The sequence below is a fragment of the Kitasatospora sp. NPDC094019 genome, from assembly GCF_044764505.1.
Taxonomy (GTDB): Bacteria; Actinomycetota; Actinomycetes; order Streptomycetales; family Streptomycetaceae; genus Kitasatospora.
Window position 1 is genome coordinate 67073 of the sequence record NZ_JBIWIF010000003.1, and the last position, 18437, is coordinate 85509.

The 18437-nt window shown below is 73.5% G+C and carries 11 protein-coding genes and 3 pseudogenes; 8 read left to right on the forward strand and 6 right to left on the reverse strand.

Annotation, left to right across the window (positions count from 1 at the left end; translation table 11 throughout):
• Nucleotides 1–57: 57 nt before the first annotated feature.
• The 3 genes from ACIQ9P_RS08240 to ACIQ9P_RS08250 all read left to right on the forward strand — a co-directional run bounded on the left by ACIQ9P_RS08240 (nucleotide 58) and on the right by ACIQ9P_RS08250 (nucleotide 3454).
• A complete protein-coding gene (locus ACIQ9P_RS08240; RefSeq protein WP_402351660.1) occupies nucleotides 58–1311 on the forward strand; it encodes a 2-isopropylmalate synthase in 1254 nt (417 codons plus the stop codon).
• Complete coding sequence (locus tag ACIQ9P_RS08245) at nucleotides 1308–1982, forward strand: hypothetical protein (RefSeq protein WP_402351663.1); 675 nt, start codon at nucleotides 1308–1310, stop codon at nucleotides 1980–1982. Before ACIQ9P_RS08240 ends, ACIQ9P_RS08245 begins: the two co-directional genes overlap by 4 nt.
• Nucleotides 1983–2131: 149 nt before the next feature.
• Entirely contained in the window at nucleotides 2132–3454 is a 1323-nt protein-coding gene (locus tag ACIQ9P_RS08250) for a hypothetical protein (RefSeq protein ID WP_402351666.1), read from the forward strand.
• A 19-nt stretch (nucleotides 3455–3473) separates the two neighbouring features.
• On the opposite strand, the pseudogene ACIQ9P_RS08255 reads toward ACIQ9P_RS08250, so the two are convergent.
• Both ACIQ9P_RS08255 and ACIQ9P_RS08260 read right to left on the reverse strand, forming a co-directional pair.
• Nucleotides 3474–3638 (reverse strand): annotated as a pseudogene (locus tag ACIQ9P_RS08255) (DUF1345 domain-containing protein); the annotation flags it as partial.
• Between the two features lie 211 nt (nucleotides 3639–3849).
• A pseudogene (locus ACIQ9P_RS08260) lies at nucleotides 3850–4077 on the reverse strand (alpha/beta hydrolase); the annotation flags it as partial.
• An 899-nt stretch (nucleotides 4078–4976) separates the two neighbouring features.
• Here ACIQ9P_RS08260 and ACIQ9P_RS08265 point away from each other — a divergent pair.
• Nucleotides 4977–5240 (forward strand): hypothetical protein, encoded by a 264-nt coding sequence (locus ACIQ9P_RS08265; RefSeq protein ID WP_402351669.1) that lies wholly within the window; start codon nucleotides 4977–4979, stop codon nucleotides 5238–5240.
• 259 nt (nucleotides 5241–5499) lie between these two features.
• On the opposite strand, the gene ACIQ9P_RS08270 is transcribed toward ACIQ9P_RS08265, so the two are convergent.
• The 3 genes and pseudogenes from ACIQ9P_RS08270 to ACIQ9P_RS08280 all read right to left on the reverse strand — a co-directional run bounded on the left by ACIQ9P_RS08270 (nucleotide 5500) and on the right by ACIQ9P_RS08280 (nucleotide 7516).
• The gene (locus tag ACIQ9P_RS08270; protein WP_402351672.1) at nucleotides 5500–5802 is read right to left on the reverse strand and encodes a hypothetical protein; all 303 of its coding nucleotides are present in this window, start codon (nucleotides 5800–5802) and stop codon (nucleotides 5500–5502) included.
• Between the two features lie 590 nt (nucleotides 5803–6392).
• A pseudogene (locus ACIQ9P_RS08275) lies at nucleotides 6393–6936 on the reverse strand (winged helix-turn-helix domain-containing protein).
• 184 nt (nucleotides 6937–7120) lie between these two features.
• The gene (locus ACIQ9P_RS08280) at nucleotides 7121–7516 is read right to left on the reverse strand and encodes a hypothetical protein (RefSeq protein WP_402351674.1); all 396 of its coding nucleotides are present in this window, start codon (nucleotides 7514–7516) and stop codon (nucleotides 7121–7123) included.
• Nucleotides 7517–7882: 366 nt separating this feature from the next.
• On the opposite strand from ACIQ9P_RS08280, the gene ACIQ9P_RS08285 reads away from it, so the two are divergent.
• The 3 genes from ACIQ9P_RS08285 (at nucleotide 7883) to ACIQ9P_RS08295 (ending at nucleotide 10760) form a co-directional block, all read left to right on the forward strand.
• Nucleotides 7883–8299, forward strand: a complete 417-nt coding sequence (locus ACIQ9P_RS08285) for an ATP-binding protein (protein WP_402351677.1) — start codon at nucleotides 7883–7885, stop codon at nucleotides 8297–8299.
• Between the two features lie 248 nt (nucleotides 8300–8547).
• The gene (locus tag ACIQ9P_RS08290; RefSeq protein ID WP_402351680.1) at nucleotides 8548–9237 is read left to right on the forward strand and encodes a hypothetical protein; all 690 of its coding nucleotides are present in this window, start codon (nucleotides 8548–8550) and stop codon (nucleotides 9235–9237) included.
• A gap of 512 nt (nucleotides 9238–9749) precedes the next feature.
• Nucleotides 9750–10760 carry a LuxR C-terminal-related transcriptional regulator gene (locus ACIQ9P_RS08295; RefSeq protein ID WP_402351683.1) on the forward strand — a complete coding sequence of 337 codons (1011 nt, stop codon included), beginning with the start codon at nucleotides 9750–9752 and terminating at the stop codon, nucleotides 10758–10760.
• A gap of 35 nt (nucleotides 10761–10795) precedes the next feature.
• Here ACIQ9P_RS08295 and ACIQ9P_RS08300 read toward each other — a convergent pair whose 3' ends face one another.
• Nucleotides 10796–11419, reverse strand: coding sequence for a LuxR C-terminal-related transcriptional regulator (locus ACIQ9P_RS08300; protein WP_402351686.1), 624 nt, complete (start codon nucleotides 11417–11419; stop codon nucleotides 10796–10798).
• 505 nt (nucleotides 11420–11924) lie between these two features.
• On the opposite strand from ACIQ9P_RS08300, the gene ACIQ9P_RS08305 reads away from it, so the two are divergent.
• On the forward strand, nucleotides 11925–18434 hold the full coding sequence (locus ACIQ9P_RS08305) for an SDR family NAD(P)-dependent oxidoreductase (protein ID WP_402351689.1): 6510 nt from the start codon (nucleotides 11925–11927) through the stop codon (nucleotides 18432–18434).
• Nucleotides 18435–18437: the final 3 nt, after the last annotated feature.

Consider the following 18437-nt stretch of genomic DNA (forward strand, 5'->3'; position numbering starts at 1 on the left):
CCGCGCCCCCCTCGTGCGCCCGGCGTAGGGTGCGGTCCGAACGAGAGGGGATCATCGATGCGGGACATCGTGCGGGAGTCGGCGGAGGCCGGACGCCTGGTGGTGTGGGAGGAATCGGCGCGCGACGGCGCGCAGGCCAAGACCTTGATGCCGGGAGGCTTCCGGGTGCGGCTGGCCCGCGAGCACGGCGCGGTGTTCGGCGCGGACGGGCCGCGGCACGTGGTGTTCGCGGCCGGCTTCCCCGCCGTGTGCACCGAGGAGTTCGAGGCGGTGCGGCGGGTCGCGGTCGAGACCGAGGGGCAGGTTTCGGCCGCGGCCGTCTGCCGGGGCACCGAGGCCGACGTCCGGCAGGCGGTGGCCTCGGTGCGCGGCGTCGCCCACGCCCGGGTGATGGCGGTCGTCCCGGCCTCCGAGGCGATGGCCCGGGTGATGACGCACCGGGGCGCCCGCGAGGCACTCGCGCACGGCACCGAGCTGGTGAGGACGGTGCGCGACCTGGACGAGGGCGTCGCGATCGACCTGTGCCTCGCCGACGCCTCCCGGGCCGACCACGGCCTGATGGCCGAAGCGGCGGCCGGGTTCACCGCCGCCGGGGCCGGCGCGGTGGTCCTCGCCGACACCGTCGGGCGCCAACTGCCGGACGAGACAGCCGAGATGTTCCGGCGGGTGGCCGCAGCGGCCGGCCCCGGGGTGATCCTGGGCTCGCACCTGCACAACGACCTCGGCCTCGGCCTCGCCAACACCGTCCAGGCCGTGCGCAACGGCGCCCGGGTGGCGTCCAGCTCGTGGCTCGGCATAGCCGAGCGCTCCGGCCTGGTCGCCACCGAACAACTGCTCTTCCTGCTCGCGCACGACCCGGAGCGCGCGGCGGCCCTGCTCGGCCCCGACGGGGGCGCCGCCGACCTCTGGTGGCGGGCACCGGACCTCACCCGGCTCCCGCGCATAGCCGCCATGGTCTCGGAGCAGACCGGGACACCGCTCACGGTGACCACCCCGGTGGTCGGCACCGGGGTCGCCACCATCTCCACCGGCACGCCCTTCGTCGACCCCCGGCTGTTCCAGCCCTACGACCCGACGGCTCTGCTCGGGGTCGAACCCCGGATCGTGCTGACCCAGTTGGCCAGCGCCCGGGTCGTCACGGCGGCGGCCGAGCGGCTCGGCCACCGACTGGACGCCGCCGGGGCCCGCGCGGCCGCGGCCTGGGTGAAGCGCCGGGCGTTCAGCACCGGCCGGGCGGTCGTCGACGACGAACTGTTCGCCGCCTACCTGGACGGCCTCGCGCGCACCGACGGCATCGAGGACACTCCGTGACACCGACACCTCCCGCCCGCGAACCGTCCGACCTCGCGACCGTCCGCGCCGCCCTGGCCCTGGGACGGGCCGTGGTCCTACCCAACCCCGCCCCGCTGACCTGCGTCGTCGCCGCCACCCGGCCCGACGCCGTCAACCTCGCCAAGCAGCGCCCGGCCGATCAGGCCGTCGCCCTGTGGGCCCACCACCCGGACACCTACGGCGCGTTGACGGAACACCTCGACCTCGACCCGGACGCGCTCCGACTCGCCCGGCGGCTGCTCGCCGAGGAACACCTCACCCTCCTCGCGCCGGTGCGCCGGCCCGAGGAGGCGCCGCCCTGGCTGGCACCGGCCGTCCGGGACGGCTGGACGCTGCTGTTCGGCGCCCGCTGGGAGCCGCTGTCCGGCCTCCTCGACGACTTCCCGGTGCTGTACGTCAGCAGTGCCAACCGGACCGGCCACGAGCCGGCACCCGGGCCCGCCGAGGCTCTCGCGATGTTCCCGCCCGAGGTGCCCGTCCTCCGCTCCCCCGCCCCCGACGGCCCCGCGGCCGGCCGTCGGGCCGCCACCACCACCGTGCGCCTGCACCCGGACGGCCGGCTCGGCCTCCACCGGCACGGCGCCCAGGACCGCGGCTTCGCCGACCCCGAGCAGTACCTGGCCCGGCTCCGGGACGGCCTCCGGCGGTGAGGTCCGCGCCGTAGGGCCCGTACGGTGACGCCCCTGCGGTGACGGCCACCGAGGTCCGGCGCGCCCCGGCGGCCGTCGGGGGCTGGTGCGCCCCGGCGGCCGTCGGAGAGACTTCCCACCGGGGGGTGAGCGCGTTGGAGCGTCGCGCGGTGTCCGGACGGGGACGGGCCGAGGTCGAGTTGGACCTCCCCGATCCCGCCCGGCCGGTACTGGTCACGGTCGAGACGGAGGTCACGGCACGGATCGCGCTCCGGGCGGCCGGTCCTGGCCCGGCCGGCCGGCACGACGCCACCGAGGGCCGGGGGCACGCCGCGCTGCTGCTGTCGCCGGAACGCCAGCGGGCCGTCCGCCGGGTGGCCGTCGATTCGACCGCCCGGTGGACCCTGCGCATCCACGCCCCGGACAGCATCGACGAGTTCACCGCGCACACCCGCGGCAGCGGGCCGCGGATCCTGGAGCACCGGCGCGGAACCGCGCGGGCGGCGGCGAGCCAGATCGAGGACACCTCCGGAATCCTGCGGGTGGTGCGCTACCCCGACGGCCCGGACGGCCCGCCCACCGTGGTCGTGGACGAACTCCGCTCGACTGTCGGCGGCACCCCGTGGGCCGGATTCGTGCTCGACCGCCCGCAGTTCGTGGTCGTCGAGTGCGGCAGCTTCTGGTTCCTCGACATCGCCCCTACCGACGGGTTGTCCACGACCCCCCTGGTCCGGCACGGCTTCGACCGCACCACCGAGTACTTCGACCGGCCCTACCCGGGAGAGCCGGCGGTGCTGGAACTGGTGGCGGAGTTCGGTTCCTGTCGCATGACGGTGATCGACGGGACCGGCCGGGAGCTCGGCAGGCACTGGGTGTCCGCCGACGCGGCCCCGGTGCTGGTCCCGCTCTGGGCCGGCCCGGAGGATGCCGCCCTCGATCGGCTCGGTGTCCGGGTGGAGTTCGGCCGCGCGGCCTGGCGGATGGTCCTGCGACCGGACGAGCCGAGCCGGTCGCTGACCGGCCCCACCGAGGGCTCCGGCGACGAAGTGCTCCGCTACGGCGGCCCGCCCGCCGTGCTGCGCGTGCGTCTCCCGACCGGGCAGGGCCGCCCGCTGACGGTGGAGACGGGGTACGGGGCCGTCCGGAGCCGACGCGGGCAGCAGCGGTGCGGGGAGCTGCTGGTCGGGGCGGCCGGGCACCCCGAGGTCGTGACGGTGCGGGCCGAGGGCGGATGGCTGCTGGAACCCGCCCCGCTGGACGGGCTGCGCGCCTTCGACGAGCGGCTGACCGGCCGCGGCACGGAGGTGGTGCGCTGGACCGGCGCCCGGGAGCGGCTCGTCGTCCGCGGCCGGTCGGGGCTGCCCCGCCCCGCGTGGTACGCCGCCGTCTCCACCACCAGTTGGCCGGGGCTGCTCCCCGACGGGCCGACCGGCGGCTGCCTGCTGGTCGTCAGCGACCCGCGCCACCGCGGCTGGCGGCTCACCGCCCGCTGATCCGGCGTCCGAACGGGCGCTACCCCCGGTCCAGGGCCGACACCGGACTCGCCACCGTCACCGTGTTGAAGACGAAGGCGACGACCGCGTTGGCCGCCACCGTGCGCCGCACCTCCCGGGAGGTCACATTGACGTCGGTGGTGCCGAAGGTCGTCATCACGGACACGGCGAAGTACATGTGGTCGGCCCGGACCGCGGACTCGGCCCCGCTGCCGCTGCCGGTTCCGCTGCCTGTGCCTGTGCCTGTGCCGGTTCCGCTGACGCTGCCGGGGAACTCCAGCGCGCGTTCGTCCTCCACCAGGTTGTCGGCGGCGCGAAGCCCCTGGCGCCGACGGCTCGACGCGCGCCGAACTCCGTGGCCACCGGAGCCGGAACCGGGCGTCAGAATCCGGGAGTCAGATCCGGGACAGCAGTCGGGCGAGCCAGGCGGTCCGGGTGCGGCGGGCCGTGACCGAGAGCGCCGCCTGGGGGTGGAGGGCGTCGAACCCGTGGCACCCCCCGGCCCACACGTGGAGTTCGGTGTCTCCTCCGGCCGCCCAGAGGCGGCCGGCGTAGTCGGCGCACTCGTCGCGGAAGACCTCGGCCGAGCCGGTGTCGAGGTAGGCGGCGGGCAGACCGCCGAGGAGCTACATCGGTGAACTCGACCTGTCCCCTTCTGCTCGGGGGCGTCTGACGCCACCGGACAACGGGGGCGACGATGACAGGGACATTTTCGACTGAGCTTCTGCCGGTTCCCTATGACGCGCTGCTCGACCTCGGCCTGTCCGATGCCGACATTGCCGAGGCCCTGGTAAGCCGGGTGGCCACCCTAGCTGAATGGCCAGCTACCCGGCCACCAAAAGAATTCTAGTAGCTTGCGTCCAGAATCTCCCAGTTCTCGCTAGCAGCACCGTTGCACTGCCAGGCGTAGACCTTCGACGAAGTGCTGTCCAAGCACCAGTTCTTCCCGTCATAGCGGGTCACCAGAGTGACCACGTTTCCGGGGGTGATTGACTTGGAGGGAAATAGGCCAGTAGGCCAATAGCCGCAATTCCATGCTTCGGGTTTCGAGTCGGCATGCGGCCACAATCCAAGGCAGCCGCCATACGCCTTGTTTTCGAACTGAGTGGCGCCTGCCAAGGTGGACGGAGACGGCCAGAAACGCTGGTCGTCATAGTCTCGGCAGGGATAGATCCCGATGTCTGACCCATGGCCGGTGTGGAAATACAGACACTTGTCGTAGTGGACGTTCCGGAGTTGGATCCATCCGGTTGAAGCATTCGCACTGGTAGTTATGCCTGCCGATGCGACGCTAAGCGACGTCAATGCGGCAAGCGCTGCGATGCGAACCTTTGCACGCATAGCGATTCTCCTTTGCGGAATCACGAAGCGGAGCCTTGCTCTGCCAACGATCTGCCCGGCCAGTCGGGGTGGCCATTTAGAGAGAGCTATTCGAGTGAATGCACAGGCGGTGTTTAGCAGATCTCTGTGTACGTTCCAAAAATATAAATCCAAGATCAACATCAATCACGGAGGAAACCCCATGGAGATCATTAAGGCCCGCCCGGCCCGCCTGGACGCGGTCGTGGCTGCCTCGGTCGCCCTGGTCGCGCACTACGCGCCGTCCCTGCCGGTCGTCCTGGTGCTCGCCCTGGCAGCGGCGGTGCTCGGCGTCGGCGAGGCGGTACAGCGGGTCGAGGATGCCAAGACCGCCGAGGCCCTGGCGACCCCGACCGATCCGGCTCCGGTCGACCAGGCCGACGCCGAGGACGACCAGCTCACCTTTCCGTTCGAGATCAGCGAGTGAGCTACAGGCACGTAGCGCTGATTGGCCGAGCCCGCTCCGGTAAGGACACCATCGGGGCCCGGCTCGGCAGCCGCTTCGCGTTCGTCCGGGTCGCGTTCGCCGACTCCCTGCGGAACACCGCTCTCGCCCTGGACCCGGTCGTGGCGACGCAGCCGCTCGGTATGGGCACTGTGCCCCTCCGGCTGTCCGAGGTGGTCGCTACTGAACTTGAACTCGTGAAGTCGGTGTAGCGCCTCGCTGCGCCTCCGGAGCCGCTGCTCTACGCCCCGGTGGCTGGTAACCGTGCGGCGACAGTTGCCACGAAGTGCTGCAGCACGGCGAACGGCAGCGTCTGCGTCCCGTCAAAGAAGACCTCTACGGGCTTCTCCTCGTCGGAGGCGTAGGCGACCACTGTCACGGCTGTCGGCCCGGGAACGGGTGAAGCAAGCACGGAGGGGGACCCGTTCGCAACGATGCGGGCCTCGCTGAGCTCGAAATGGGTGGTTCGGCCCTCGCCTGTACCGGTCTCGGTAGTGAGAGTGCAGTACAAGTCACCGTCGTGGTCCCAGGTCAGCAAAGACATGGCGGCGATGCTGTCACAGCCGCGGCCGTCCACGCCGGACACAAGGGCCGGCCGATCGTCAGTGAGCCGGTGCGAAGCTCAGACCGGTTCCGATCAAGCAGCCGTCGACAAGGTCGGGGCGGTACTGGATCCTCTTGAGTCTGCGCTTCACGGCTCGGGTGATCTGGGCGAGGTCGGCCGCGGCGAGGTTGCCGATGTCGCGCTCGACCTGCGACCACACGCCCTCGGTCGGGTTGAGGTCCGGGGCATAAGGTGGGTAGCTGGAACACGGTGAGCCATTCGGCGTTCGCGTCGATGAACTCGCTTATGCCGGCCGTCAGGTGCAGGCGGACGTTGTCCCAGACGAGCACGATCGGGCCGCCGAGCTGGATGCGGGCGCGGATGATCAGGTCGCGGAAGTCGCGCCAGCCGAAGCTCTTCGGCTCGTCCCTTGCGGCCTCGGTACTCGCGAATCGCGTAGATCAGCCGGGACCGCCGGCCCGGCTTGTAGCAGGCCATCCCTGCCATCGACACGCGACCCGAGCCCCGACCCCTCACTCTCACGACCGGGGTCCGGCCGATCCGGCCCCAGGTCCTGGCACGCGGCGGAGTCATCGACTGCCCGGCCTCGTCCTCGAAGACGATCCAGGCGTTGCGCTCCGCCCCGGTGCTCTTACCCGCGGCCAGGTCTCCTTCTTCCAGACCTCGACCGCGTCGTCGTCACGCTCGATCGCCCGCCGGGCGGGCCGGCTGCTGCCAGCTCCAGCCGTGCCGCTTCAGCAGCCGCCAGGTGCCCTCGACCGTGTAGGAGACATGGAAGAGTCGGCCGATCAGCGTCCTGATCCGTGCCAGTGTCCACCGCTGGTCCGCCCAGCTGTGGGCCAGTGGACCGCGCTCCAACTCCTCCTCCAGCCTGGCAATCTGGGCCTCACTGAGCCGTGGTCTTCCCGGCGACCCCTTTGAAAGGACGCCCACCTCGCCGCCTTCGCGCCAGGCCCGGCACCATCGCTCGACCGACCGCACGCTGATCCGCAGGGCAGTGGCAATCTCCGGGTTCTTCTGCCCACCCTCGAAACGCTCCACGGCTTGCAGCCGTAGGCGCTCCCGCGTCGTCCTCTCGGCGTCGGTCAGCCCGCCGCCCTGCGCGTACCTCACACCCCAGGGCTACCGGTGCCAGCGCCCACCTGTCAGGCAAACCACACCGACATCACCCAATCAAGTTCAGTTGCCCTGCTCTATGTGCATTGGCCGCTCGCAATTCAATTTCTGAGTTTGGTTGCAACGCAGCGACCGAGCGGAAGCAAAACGCCCCGTCCTGCTGACCCGGGACGGGGCATTTTTATGCCCTCTTCCAAACCCGGGCGCCGACCGGGAGCGCGGACCCCAGGTGGCCGGGGCGCCAGACCAGGGACACCACCAGCGCGGCCGCCGCGACGAAGACCGACACCCCCGGTCCCGGGGCGGTGCCGAGGAAGTAGCGCTGCAGGACGGTGCCGCGCTCGGAGCGGCGCGCCCAGTCCCGGATCCGCTCAGGCGAGGCGCCGGCGAAGGCCACCAGGGTGACGGTCAGATAGGCCGACAGATAGGCGAACAGCACCAGGACGGCGAGATCCGCGCCGGACAGCGGCGCCGGCCCCTGGCGAAGCACGAGCAGCAGCACGAGCACGCCCGCCGCGACGGCTGCGACCAGCAGGCTCGCGGCCGAGCGGCGACGTTCGGACAGCCAGGAGTGCACCGGCGGGCTCCTCGGGCAGGGGGGCTGGCGGGGCGGCCGCTGACGCCGCGGCGGGCCGCCAGTGTAAGGGTCGCGGCAACGTCGGCCCCGGAGGACGGGCCCGGCGCCACCCAGGTTTCCCGGGGAGGAGGAAGTCACCGCGGATCCGTGTCGCTTCCCCGATCGGGGGCACCCGAACGGTGACCGGACGAGAAGGGAAGGAATCCCCGTGGGCATCGGAGACCGAGACCAAGTCCAAGAACAGGTCCAAGACCGAGACCAGATCCAAGGCCGAGGCCGAGGCCGAGGCCGAGACCTGCCGACCGCGCCGGGCCGGCGCCGTGAACCGGGCCGTGAACCGGGCCGTGAACCGGGAGACGAGTCGGCATGACCAGACTCGGAGCAGTGGGATGGGCACGACGGCTGCCGCTCTCGGCCCCCGTGCGCGACGGCCGGACGTGGGCCCGCAATCACCTGCGGACCCTGGGCTGGGGCAGTGACACAGCGGTGGCGGACGCGGTGGTTCTCGCGGTGTCCGAGCTCCTGACGAACGCGCACGTCCACGCGCGGAGCGACGCGGAGCTGGTGCTGACCTGGGACGGCCGGTGCCTGCGCCTGAGCGTCCACGACCACAACCCCGCGCTCCCGCAGCGCCGGCACGCGGGCCCCGAGGAGACCGGAGGGAGGGGCCTGACACTGGTGGCCGCCATGGCCGACCACTGGCAGACCCACCCGCACGCCGACGGCAAGACCATCACCGCGTGCTTCCACCCGCCCCGGTCGGCCGAAGAGGCCGGTGCCTGAAGCACGCCCCGACGCGGGCCGAGGACCTGCGCCGTCCGACGCTCACGCTGCCCGACCCGTCCCGCCACGAGCGGCGTGGGCACGCCGACGAGCTGGTCGCCGACCGCCCGGTTGCGGGACCCCGGTCCAGCGGCCTTCCCGGCTTCGCCACCGAAGTGCTGTCCACTCCCCTGCCGTCCGCATCCCTGGGAGCATCCGTCCTGGGGCGTCGGGGAGGCGCCCGTCGACGGCGGTCCCGGGAGGTTGCCATGAACGCTCGCAGTAGGACGACGAGGGTTCCGACCCGTTCACCGATACCGGTCCTGCTCGTCCTGGCAGGACTGGCCGCCACCGTGGTCGGCTTCGTCTGGTTCGCCGGGGCCGACATCCGGGTGTACGCCTACCGCGACGCCCCTGCGTGCGGCGCGGCGGAGCAGCGGCCCGACGCGAACTGCGTACGGCACGAGACAGGCACGGTGACGGCCAAGAACGTCCACTCCGGCGCCGGCCCCGGCGCGGCGAACCCGTCCGCGGGTCACACGGTGACCGTGGGACGCGCCGCGGCCGCCGCGCGGGGCTACGAGGTCCCCGAAGCCTTCTACGACCGCGTCCGGGTCGGCGCGGACATCGACCTCACGGTCTTCCGGGGGCGGGTGGCCGCGCTCACTTACCAGGGCCACCGCGCCGACAACCAGGATGTGTCCTACCTCGTCTCCTTCGGAGTCCCCCTCCTGCTCGGCCTGGGTTCGGCGGTCACCACGCACGGCCTGACCTGGTCACGCCCGGGCCCGCGAGCGGCCCGCTTCGGCACCGTCGCCGGCACAGCCCTCGTCCTCGCGTTCATCGGCTCCCTCTGCTTCGTGTCCCTGCCGATGCCACCCGCCCTCCTCGTGGCCGTCCCCGTTCTCCTCTGGCTGGCCGTGACCGCCGCCTGCACGGTGTTCGCCCGGAACTTCTGACACTCGGCGCCCGGAGCCCGACCGGGCACGGCCGAGTCATCGGCACCAGGGCCGACCACGGTCGGCGCAGGCTCGGCTCCACTGCCGATCGGACCTTCGCCCCACAGCGGCATCTGACGGTATGTCATTCACACCGGGCGGAAGCGAGCATCCGCACGAGTGGGCCCTCACGTAAACGCACACACTCACCTTGGATCCCTCCAGCCGCTCGATCTGTGTCGATCCGACCATCGATCCGGATGATCGACACGGCCCCGAGTGCACCGACAAGCGTGACGGATCGGGTGCGAGGGGTGACGCGTTGTTCGCCTCAGGTCTTCCTGGCCCTCTACAGACGGCCGTACTTCTTCAAGTAGTCTCGCCAGCCGGGCCCCCCGGGGGCTCGTGACTTCCTTGCTGCTCACGATCCTTATCTACGGCTGGAGTTCACGGCGATGACGGCGGCGACCGGGATTGACGCGCGCTTTGCGTACCGTGTCTACCTCTCACTCCTTCGCACCGAGGACAGCGGCATGTGCCCGGAGGATCTCGCCCGGGACCTCGGCGTCGGGGCCGACGAGGTCCGGGAGGCGGTCGGATGGCTGGCCGGTCACGGGCTGCTCGACCGGGACCGGGGGGCGCCGCCGGCGACGCCGCAGAGCGTCCTGAGACGGTTGGTCGCCGATCAGCAGGAGCGTCTGGCCGAGTTCACCCGGGCGCAGGAGCTGATCTCCGACCTCACCGACGGTTTCCTCGCCACTCCGGCCTCCACGGGGGAGAGTCCGGCGGTCGAGGTGGTCGAGTCACGGGCGCAACTTGGGCGAAGGCTCGGTGAGTTGCACGCGTCCAGCCGGTCCGAGGTGGCGGTGATGCTGCCGACGGCGGCCGAGCGGGAGCCGCTGCACCCGTGCATCCGCGAGGACGTCGAGCTGCTGCGCCGGGGTGTCCACTACCGGCTGGTGGCCCCGGCCTCGGCGCTCGGGAGCCCGGCCGTCGTCGAGTACGTGAACGCGCTCCAGGAGGCCGGTGCCGAGATCCGGACGGCGGAGTCGCTGCCGTTGCGGCTGGTCATCGTCGACCGGGAGAAGGTGGTGACCCGGTCGCAGGTGGAGGGGCTGCGGCGCAGTGTGGTGATCGACGGCGGGCTGCTCGCCCAGCTCTTCACCCGGGTCTTCGAGCACAGTTGGTCGACGGCCGCGCCGTACACCCGGCGGCGGCGTGGCGCCGCTTCGGCGCCGGTACTGTCCGGGACCCACCGGCTGGTGCTGCGGATGATGGCCGCCGGGGCCACCGACAAGGCGATAGCCCGTCATCTCGGTTACTCGGACCGGACGGTGCGACGGTTCGTCGCCGAGATCCTGCGGGTGCTGGAGACGGACAGCCGGCTCACGGCGATGGTGCGGGCCACCCGGCTCGGGCTGCTGGAACACGAGGGCAGGGAGGCGAAGGAGGTCGCGGCGGCGAAGGCGGTGACAGAAACGAAGGAGACGAAGGAGACGAAGGCGGTGACGGGAACGAAGGAGGACCGGGTGACGCAGGGCTGAGCTCGGTCCGGCACGGACGCTCTCGGCAACTCCGGCTACAGCAGGCCCCGTTCGGCCGCGATCCGGGCCGCGTCGAAGCGGTTGCGCCCGTCGAGCTTGCGCATCGCGCCCGAGGTGAGGTTGCGGACCGTCCCGGCGGCGAGGTAGAGCTCGCGGGCCACCTCCTTCACCGAGGCGCCGGTCGCGGTGAGTCGGAGGATCTCGCGCTCCCGCGCGCTCAGCACCTGCTCGGCGACGACCGGCCGGGCCGTCGGCCCGTCGGGCACCGGGCCGGCGTCACCCGGGACCGGACGGCCTCCCGCGGCGGCGTCCCGGATCGCGTCGACCAGGCGGGGGATCTTCGTCTGCTTGGTGACGACACCGAGCGCCCCCGCCGACACCGCCCGGTCCACCAGGGTCCGGGTGGGCCGGGCCGCCATGAGGACGACCCGGCAGTCGGGTAAGCGTTTTCCGAGCTCCCGCACCAGGCGGAAGCCGCCCTGCGCGGTGCCCATTCCCAGGACGGCCACGTCCGGCCGGCGGCGCACCGCGACCGGGACCACCATCGAACTCCGGTTCACCGCCCCCACGACCTCGAAGTCCTTGACGGACGCGAGTACTTCGGCGATCGCGTCCAGGGGCAGCAGTTGCTCGTCGGCTACCAACACACGAATGGTCATCACCAGGTCTCCCCCGAGGATCCCGTGAACGGAACTCAGTGATCGTTTCGGCCGCGCCCCAGTGTGCGGCGAACGGCCCGCTCCCGTCGACGGCACCCGGGCGTCCGGGTGCGGACATGTCCTCAGCAGGACCGGTGGGTCTACGCGTGTCATTCGGTGACCCCTCAACTTAACCCGGGTCCGGTGGCCGACCCGATGCCAGCGGGCAGGGACGTGACAAGTGTCAGTAAAAGCAGGTCACAGCCTTGTCGGCGGTGACCGGCCGGGAGCACGATGCGCACTGGTGATCGACTGCCGCATTGAGCCCGTCCGCTCCGCGCGGCCCCCGTCACCCGCTGCCTCCCGACCCGAAACCGCCCGCGCGGCACCCTCCCGCGCGGGGCCCGTCCGCCCCGACCCCTGCCCGTGCCCCGCCGCCACCCCGCCCCAGCGTGCCTCCGCACGCCCCGGTCGGGGCGCCGGCCCGCGCCCGGACCGGCTCACACGGATGCCCGAGGAAGAGGACATGCACACAGACCCTGTGGTCCAGGACCCGACCCAGGCCCTGGCCGTCGTCGGCATGGCGGGACGGTTCCCCGACGCCCCGGACGTCGAGAGCTTCTGGCGGCTGATGATGGAGCGGCACGACGCCATCGGCCCCGTCCCCGCGAGCCGTTGGGACGCCACCGCGCAACTCGACCCGCAGCGCGAGATCCAGGCGGTCGGCGGATTCCTCACCGACGTCGACCGGTTCGACGCCACCTTCTTCGGCATCTCCCCCCGCGAGGCGGAGATGCTCGACCCGCAGCAGCGGCTGATGCTGGAGGCCGCCTGGCGGGCGCTGGAGGACGCCGGGACACCGGCCCGCGCGCTGGCGGGCAGCCGGACCGGCGTGTTCGTCGGCGCCGGCTGGCACGACTACGAGCACGTCGGCCGCAAGAGCGCCGCCGGGGTCACCCAGCACACGGCGCCCGGCTACGCGCTCGACATGATCGCCGCCCGGGTCTCCTACTTCCTCGGGCTCACCGGACCCAGCCTGGTCGTCGAGACCGGCTGTTCCTCCGCGCTGGTCGCGGCGCACCTCGCCGCCCAGGCCCTGCGTGCCGGCGAGGTGGAGGCGGCGATCATCGGCGGTGTCGCGCTGATGCTCGACCCGACCGCCTCGATCGGTCTGACGTACTTCGGCGGCCTCTCCCCCGACGGCCGCTGCAAGGCGTTCGGCGCCGGGGCGAACGGCTTCGTGCGCGGCGAGGGCGTGGGCGCCCTGTTCGTGAAGACGCTCGCCCGGGCGCGGGCGGACGGGGACCGGATCCACGGGGTCATCGCCGGTACGGCGGTGAACAACGACGGCGGCGGACAGAGCGTCGTCGCGCCCAGTCCGCTCGGCCAGGAGCGGCTGCTGCGGGACTCCTACCGGCAGTGGGGCATCCCGGCGGACCGGGTCGCCTACGTGGAGGCGCACGGGACCGGCACCTCGGTCGGCGACCCGATCGAGGCCGGCGCGGTCGGCCGGGTGCTGGGGCAGACCCGCAGCGCGGACGCCGGTCCGCTGCCGATCGGTTCGGTGAAGACCAACATCGGCCACCTGGAGGCCGCCGCCGGCATCCCCGGGCTGTTCAAGGCGCTGCTGGCGCTGCGTCACGGCGTGGTGCCGCCGAGCCTGCACTCGGCGGAGCTCAACCCGGAGATCGCCTTCGACGAGCTGAACGTGACGGTGGTCCGCGAGCCGCTGCCGCTCCCGGCGGACGAGCAGGTGTTCCTCGGTGTGAGCAGCTTCGGCTGGGGCGGCACCAACGCGCACGTGGTGCTGACCGGGGCACCGCGGACGGAAGCACCGGCCCCGAACACCGACCGCACCACCGACGAACGCGGCACCACCCACGAACACGGCACCACCGACGAGCACACCGCCCCGGTCCTGCTGCCGGTGTCCGCGCACTCCGAGCAGGCCCTCGCCGCGCGCGCCGAGGAGCTGCGGGCGCTGCTCACCGGCCCGGCCGCACCGGCGCTGCCGTCGCTGGCCGGAACGCTGGCCTGGCAGCGCGACCAGTTCCCGGTCCGGGCCGCCCTGCTGGCCGCCGACGCCCCCGGCGCGGCCGCGCAGTTGGAACGGCTGGGCGCCGACCCGGCCGGTGCCGAGCCAGTGCCGGGCGTCTTCACCGGAAGGGCCGCGCCCGTCGGCCGGACGGCCTTCGTGTTCCCCGGCCAGGGCTCCCAGTGGCACCCCATGGGGCGCGAACTGCTGGCCGCCGAGCCGGTGTTCGCCGCGGTGATCCACCGCTGCGCGGCCGCGCTGGAGCCGTACGTGGACTGGGACCTGGTCCGGGTCGTCTCCGGCGAGGCCGGGGACGAGTGGCTGTCGCGGATCGACATGCTGCAACCGACCCTGTGGGCCGTGTCGCTGGGCCTGTGCGAGCTGTGGCGGGCGGCCGGCGTCGAGCCGGACGTGGTGGTCGGCCACAGTCAGGGCGAGGTCACCGCGGCCACGGCGGCGGGCATCCTCTCCTACGAGGACGGCGCGATGGTCGTCGCCCGGCGCAGCGCGATCGCCCGCCGGACCTCGGGCAAGGGCCGGATGCTGGCGGTGGACCTCTCGCTGGACGCGGCGAAGGCGGCGCTGTCCGGCTTCGAGGAGGGCGTGTCGCTGGCCGTGAACAACGGCCCGAACAGCTGCGTTCTCTCCGGTGACACCGAACTGGTGCTGGCGCTCAAGGAGTTGCTGGAGGCCGAGGGGACGTTCTGCCGACTGGTGAACGTGGACTACGCCTCGCACAGCCCGCAGATGGACGAGCTGGAGGACGACCTGCTGGCGGCGCTGCGGTCGGTGCGCCCGGGCCGGGGCGAGGTCGGGCTGATGTCGACGGTGCGGGTGGCCCCGCTGGAGGGGCCGGAGCTGGACGCCCGGTACTGGGTGGACAACCTGCGCCGGCCGGTGATGTTCGCCGACGCGATGGAGCGGCTGTTCGACACCGGGGTGACCCATGTGGTCGAGATCAGCCCGCACCCGGTGCTCACCCCGGCGCTGGAGCAACTGGCGGCGCAGCGGCCGGTGCCGCCGCAGGTGCTGTCGACGCTGCGGCGCGACCAGGGTTCGCCGGGCACGGTGCGCGAGTCCCTGGCGCGGGCGTACGTGAGCGGCCTGGAGCCGTTCGGCGCACTGCCCCGGGCCGCCTGGGCGCCGGTGCCGCCGTACCCGTGGCAGCGGGCCGCGCACTGGGTGGAGCAGGGCCGCCGGCGGGCCGGGAGCGGGGCCGGGGAGGAGCTGCGGCTGGTGCCGTCGGTGACCGAGCAGGGTACCTGGACGGGTCTGCTGGAGCTGGCCCCGGCGGACATCCCCTGGGTGCGCGACCACCGGGTGTACGACGCGGTGGTGCTGCCCGGCACCGGGATGCTGGAGCTGGCGCTGCGCACGGCGCTGGCCCGGACCGGCGGGGCGCACCGCACGCTCGCGGAGGTCGGTCTGCACAGCCATCTGACGCTCACCGAGGAGCCGGTGACGGTGGCACTCGGCTGGCGGGACGATGTGACGGGCGGCGGCAGTTTCACGCTGTCCTCGCTGGAGCCGGGCGGACAGGGCTGGGTCCGGCACGCCTCGGCGCGGGTGCTGGCGGAGGACACGGCGCCGGAGGTGCCGTCGTTCCCGGAGCGGCTGCTCGGCCTGGACGCGGCGCCGGCCGAGGCGTTCTACGCCGACTGCGCGGCGCGGGGCCTGAACTACGGTCCGGCGTTCCAGGGCGTGCTGGGGCTGCGGGCCGGGGCGGCGGAGTGCCTGGCCGAGGCGCGGCTGCCGGAGGGCTGCCTGGCCGGGGGCCATCCGCACCGGCTGCACCCGGCGCTGTGGGACGCGGCGCTGCAGACCTCGATCCCGCTGTTCCCGGGCGGGGAGGCGGCGGTGCCGGTCGGGGTCGGGCGGGTGCATCTGCACCAGGACCTCGCCGAGCCGGTGACGGAGCTGTGGTCGCACGCGGTGCGCCGCAACGGCGGCGAGGAGGTGGACCTCTTCGTGTTCGACGCCGCGCGGCGGCCGGTGCTGAGCCTGCTGGGCCTGCGGATGCGGGCGCTGGCGGCCTCGGCCGATCCGGGTGCCGCGGACGCGGAGCGGATCCACCGGCTGGAGTTCCGGCCGAGGACCCGCCCCGCCGCCGGGGAGACGGACACGGCGCGCGAAGCGGACGAAGCGGAGCGAACGGGTACGGACACGGCTCGGCGGACCGGCCGTTGGGCGGTGTGCGCGGCCGACCAGATCGGCGGCACGGCGGCCTGGGCACGGGCCGGGGAGCTGGCCGAGGCGCTGGCCGCGCGCGGCGGGACGGCACTGGCCCAGGTGGCCGACGGCGCGGACGCGGCCAGGACCGAGGTCTGGGAGGAGCGGCTGGCCCCGGTCGAGGGGCTGGACGGTGTGGTGTTCCTGGCGCCGGGCGCGGAGGCCGGGCCGGACGCCCAGCGGGCGGGCCTCGCGGCGCTGGCCGCGCTGGTGCGGGCCTGCTCCGCGCGTCCGCTGGTGCCCCGGCTGGTCGTGGTGACCGCCGACGCCCAGGTGCCGCCGTCGGCGGCGGGGGCGGTGGATCCGGGTGCGGCCCTGTACTGGGGCTTCGGGCGGGTGCTGCGCCGTGAGCACCCCGAGCTGCGGCCGGTGCTGGTGGACGTGGCCGGGGACGAGGCCGACTGGGCGGCGCGGTGCGCGGTCGAGCTGTCGGCCGAGGACGGCGCGGACCAGGTGGTGCTGCGGGGCGGGGAGCGGCTGGTCGGCCGACTGGTGCGCGGCGCGGCGGGCCCGGTGGACGGTCCGGCGGAACCGGCCCGGCCGCGCTGGCTTTCGGCCGCCCCGCAGCCGTTCCGGCTGGCCCCGGACGGCCGGGGCACCTGGGACGGGCTGGCGTTCCGGCCGCTGGAGCGGCGGGCGCCGGGCGCCGGTGAGATCGAGCTCGCGGTGGGGTCGGCGGCGCTGAACTTCATCGACGTGATGAAGGTGATGGGCACCTATCCGGATCCGACGGCCGACGCCCGGCTGCTCGGTCTGGACGGTGCGGGTGTGGTGACCAGGACCGGCGCGGGTGTGACCCGCTTCGCCCCCGGTGACCGGGTGGTGGCCTGCACCAGCGGCGGCGCGCTCGCCACCCACTGGACGGTGCTCGCCGACCACGCCCAGCACGTGCCGGCGGGGATGGCGGACGCCGACGCGGCGGCGTTCCCGGCGGTGACCATCACCGCCTGGTACGGCCTGCGGCACCTGGCCGCGCTGCTGCCGGGCGAGACGGTGCTGATCCATTCGGCGGCGGGCGGGCTGGGGCTGGCGGCGGTCGCGGTGGCGCGGCTGCTGGGCGCCGAGGTGATCGCCACGGCGGGCAGCGCGCACAAGCGGGCCCGGCTGCGCGAGCTGGGGGTGCGGCACGTCTTCGACTCCCGGGACCTCTCCTGGGCGGACGAGGTGCGGGCGGCGACCGGCGGCCGCGGGGTGGACGTGGTCCTCAACTCGCTGACGGGCGCGGCGATCCCGCTGGGCCTGGAGGCGCTGGCCGAGGGCGGGCGGTTCGTCGAGGTCGGCAAGGCCGACATCTACGGCGGGCGCACGCTGGCCCTGGACGCGTTCCGCAAGGGCATCTCCCTGGCCTCGCTGGACCTCGCCGGGGTGATCGCCCGCCGGCCGGCCCTGTTCACCCGGCTGTTCGCCGAGGTGTGGGAGCGGGTGGAGGCGGGCGAGCTGGCCCCACTGCCGGTGCTGGCGTACCCGTTCGCCCGGGCCGCCGAGGCGATGCGGGAGATGTCGCACGGCCACCACATCGGGAAGTTCGTGCTGTCGGACCCGTCGACGGTCACGGAGGTGGTGCCGGAGCCGCTGCGGGACGGCCGCTTCCGGGGCGACGGCACCTATCTGATCACCGGTGGGCTCGGGGCGCTCGGCCTGTCGCTGGCGGAGTTCATGGCCGGGCGCGGCGCGGGCCGGCTGGCCCTGGTGGGCCGTTCGGCGCCGGGCGCGGAGGCGGTGGCCCGGATCGGGGCGCTGCGGGCGCGCGGCGTGCTGGTGGAGACCTTCGCGGCCGATGTCGCCGACGCGGCGGCGGTGCGCCGGGTGCGCGAGCAACTGCCGCCGCTGCGCGGGGTGGTGCACGCGGCCGGCCTGCTGGACGACGCGACCGTGCTCAATCTGACGGTCAGTCAGCTGGAACGGGTGCTGGCTCCCAAGGTCGACGGCGCGGTCCACCTGGACGCGGCGACCGAGGGCGACCCGCTGGACTTCTTCCTGCTGTTCTCCTCCGCGGCCGCGCTGTTCGGCAACGCCGGCCAGGCGGCCTACGCGGCGGGCAACGCCTTCATGGACGCGCTGGCGGTGGACCGGCGTCGGCGCGGACTGCCCGCGCTGAGCGTGCAGTGGGGACCGTTCAGCGATGTCGGACTGGCCGCCGCGAAGGACAACCGCGGCGCCCGGCTGGCGGAGCGCGGCATGGCGGGCTTCTCCACCGCCGAGGCGTGGCGGGCGCTGGAGGGCTTCCTCGGCGGCGACGAGCAGGTGGTCGCGTACGTGCCGATCGACCTGCGGCAGTACCTGGAGGCGTACCCGGACACCGCGACGCTGGGCAGCTGGAGCGCGCTGCGCGAGCTGGCCCGGCACGGCGGGGGCGGCAGCAGCGCCGGCGCGGCGTTCCTGGCCGGGCTGCGCGAGGCGCCGCGGGAGCGCTGGCCGGAGCTGCTGGAGGCGAAGGTGCAGGAGCTGGCCGGGCGGGTGCTGCGGCTGGAGGCCGGCGCGATCGACCGGGACACCCCGTTCAAGTCGCTGGGGCTGGACTCGCTGATGGGTCTGGAGCTGCGCAACCGGCTGGAGGCGGCGTTCGGGCTGCGGCTTTCGCCGACGCTGCTGTGGACGTACGGCTCGGCCCGGGCACTGTCGGCGGTGCTGGCGGAACGGCTGCTGGGCGATCCGGCGGCGGGCGAGGACGGCGCGGCAGGCGGGGACGGCGCGGCAGGCGGGGACGGCGCGGCAGGCGGGGACGGCGCGGCGGGCGAGCCCGACCGGGCCGCCACGGACGGCGAGGGCTGAGCA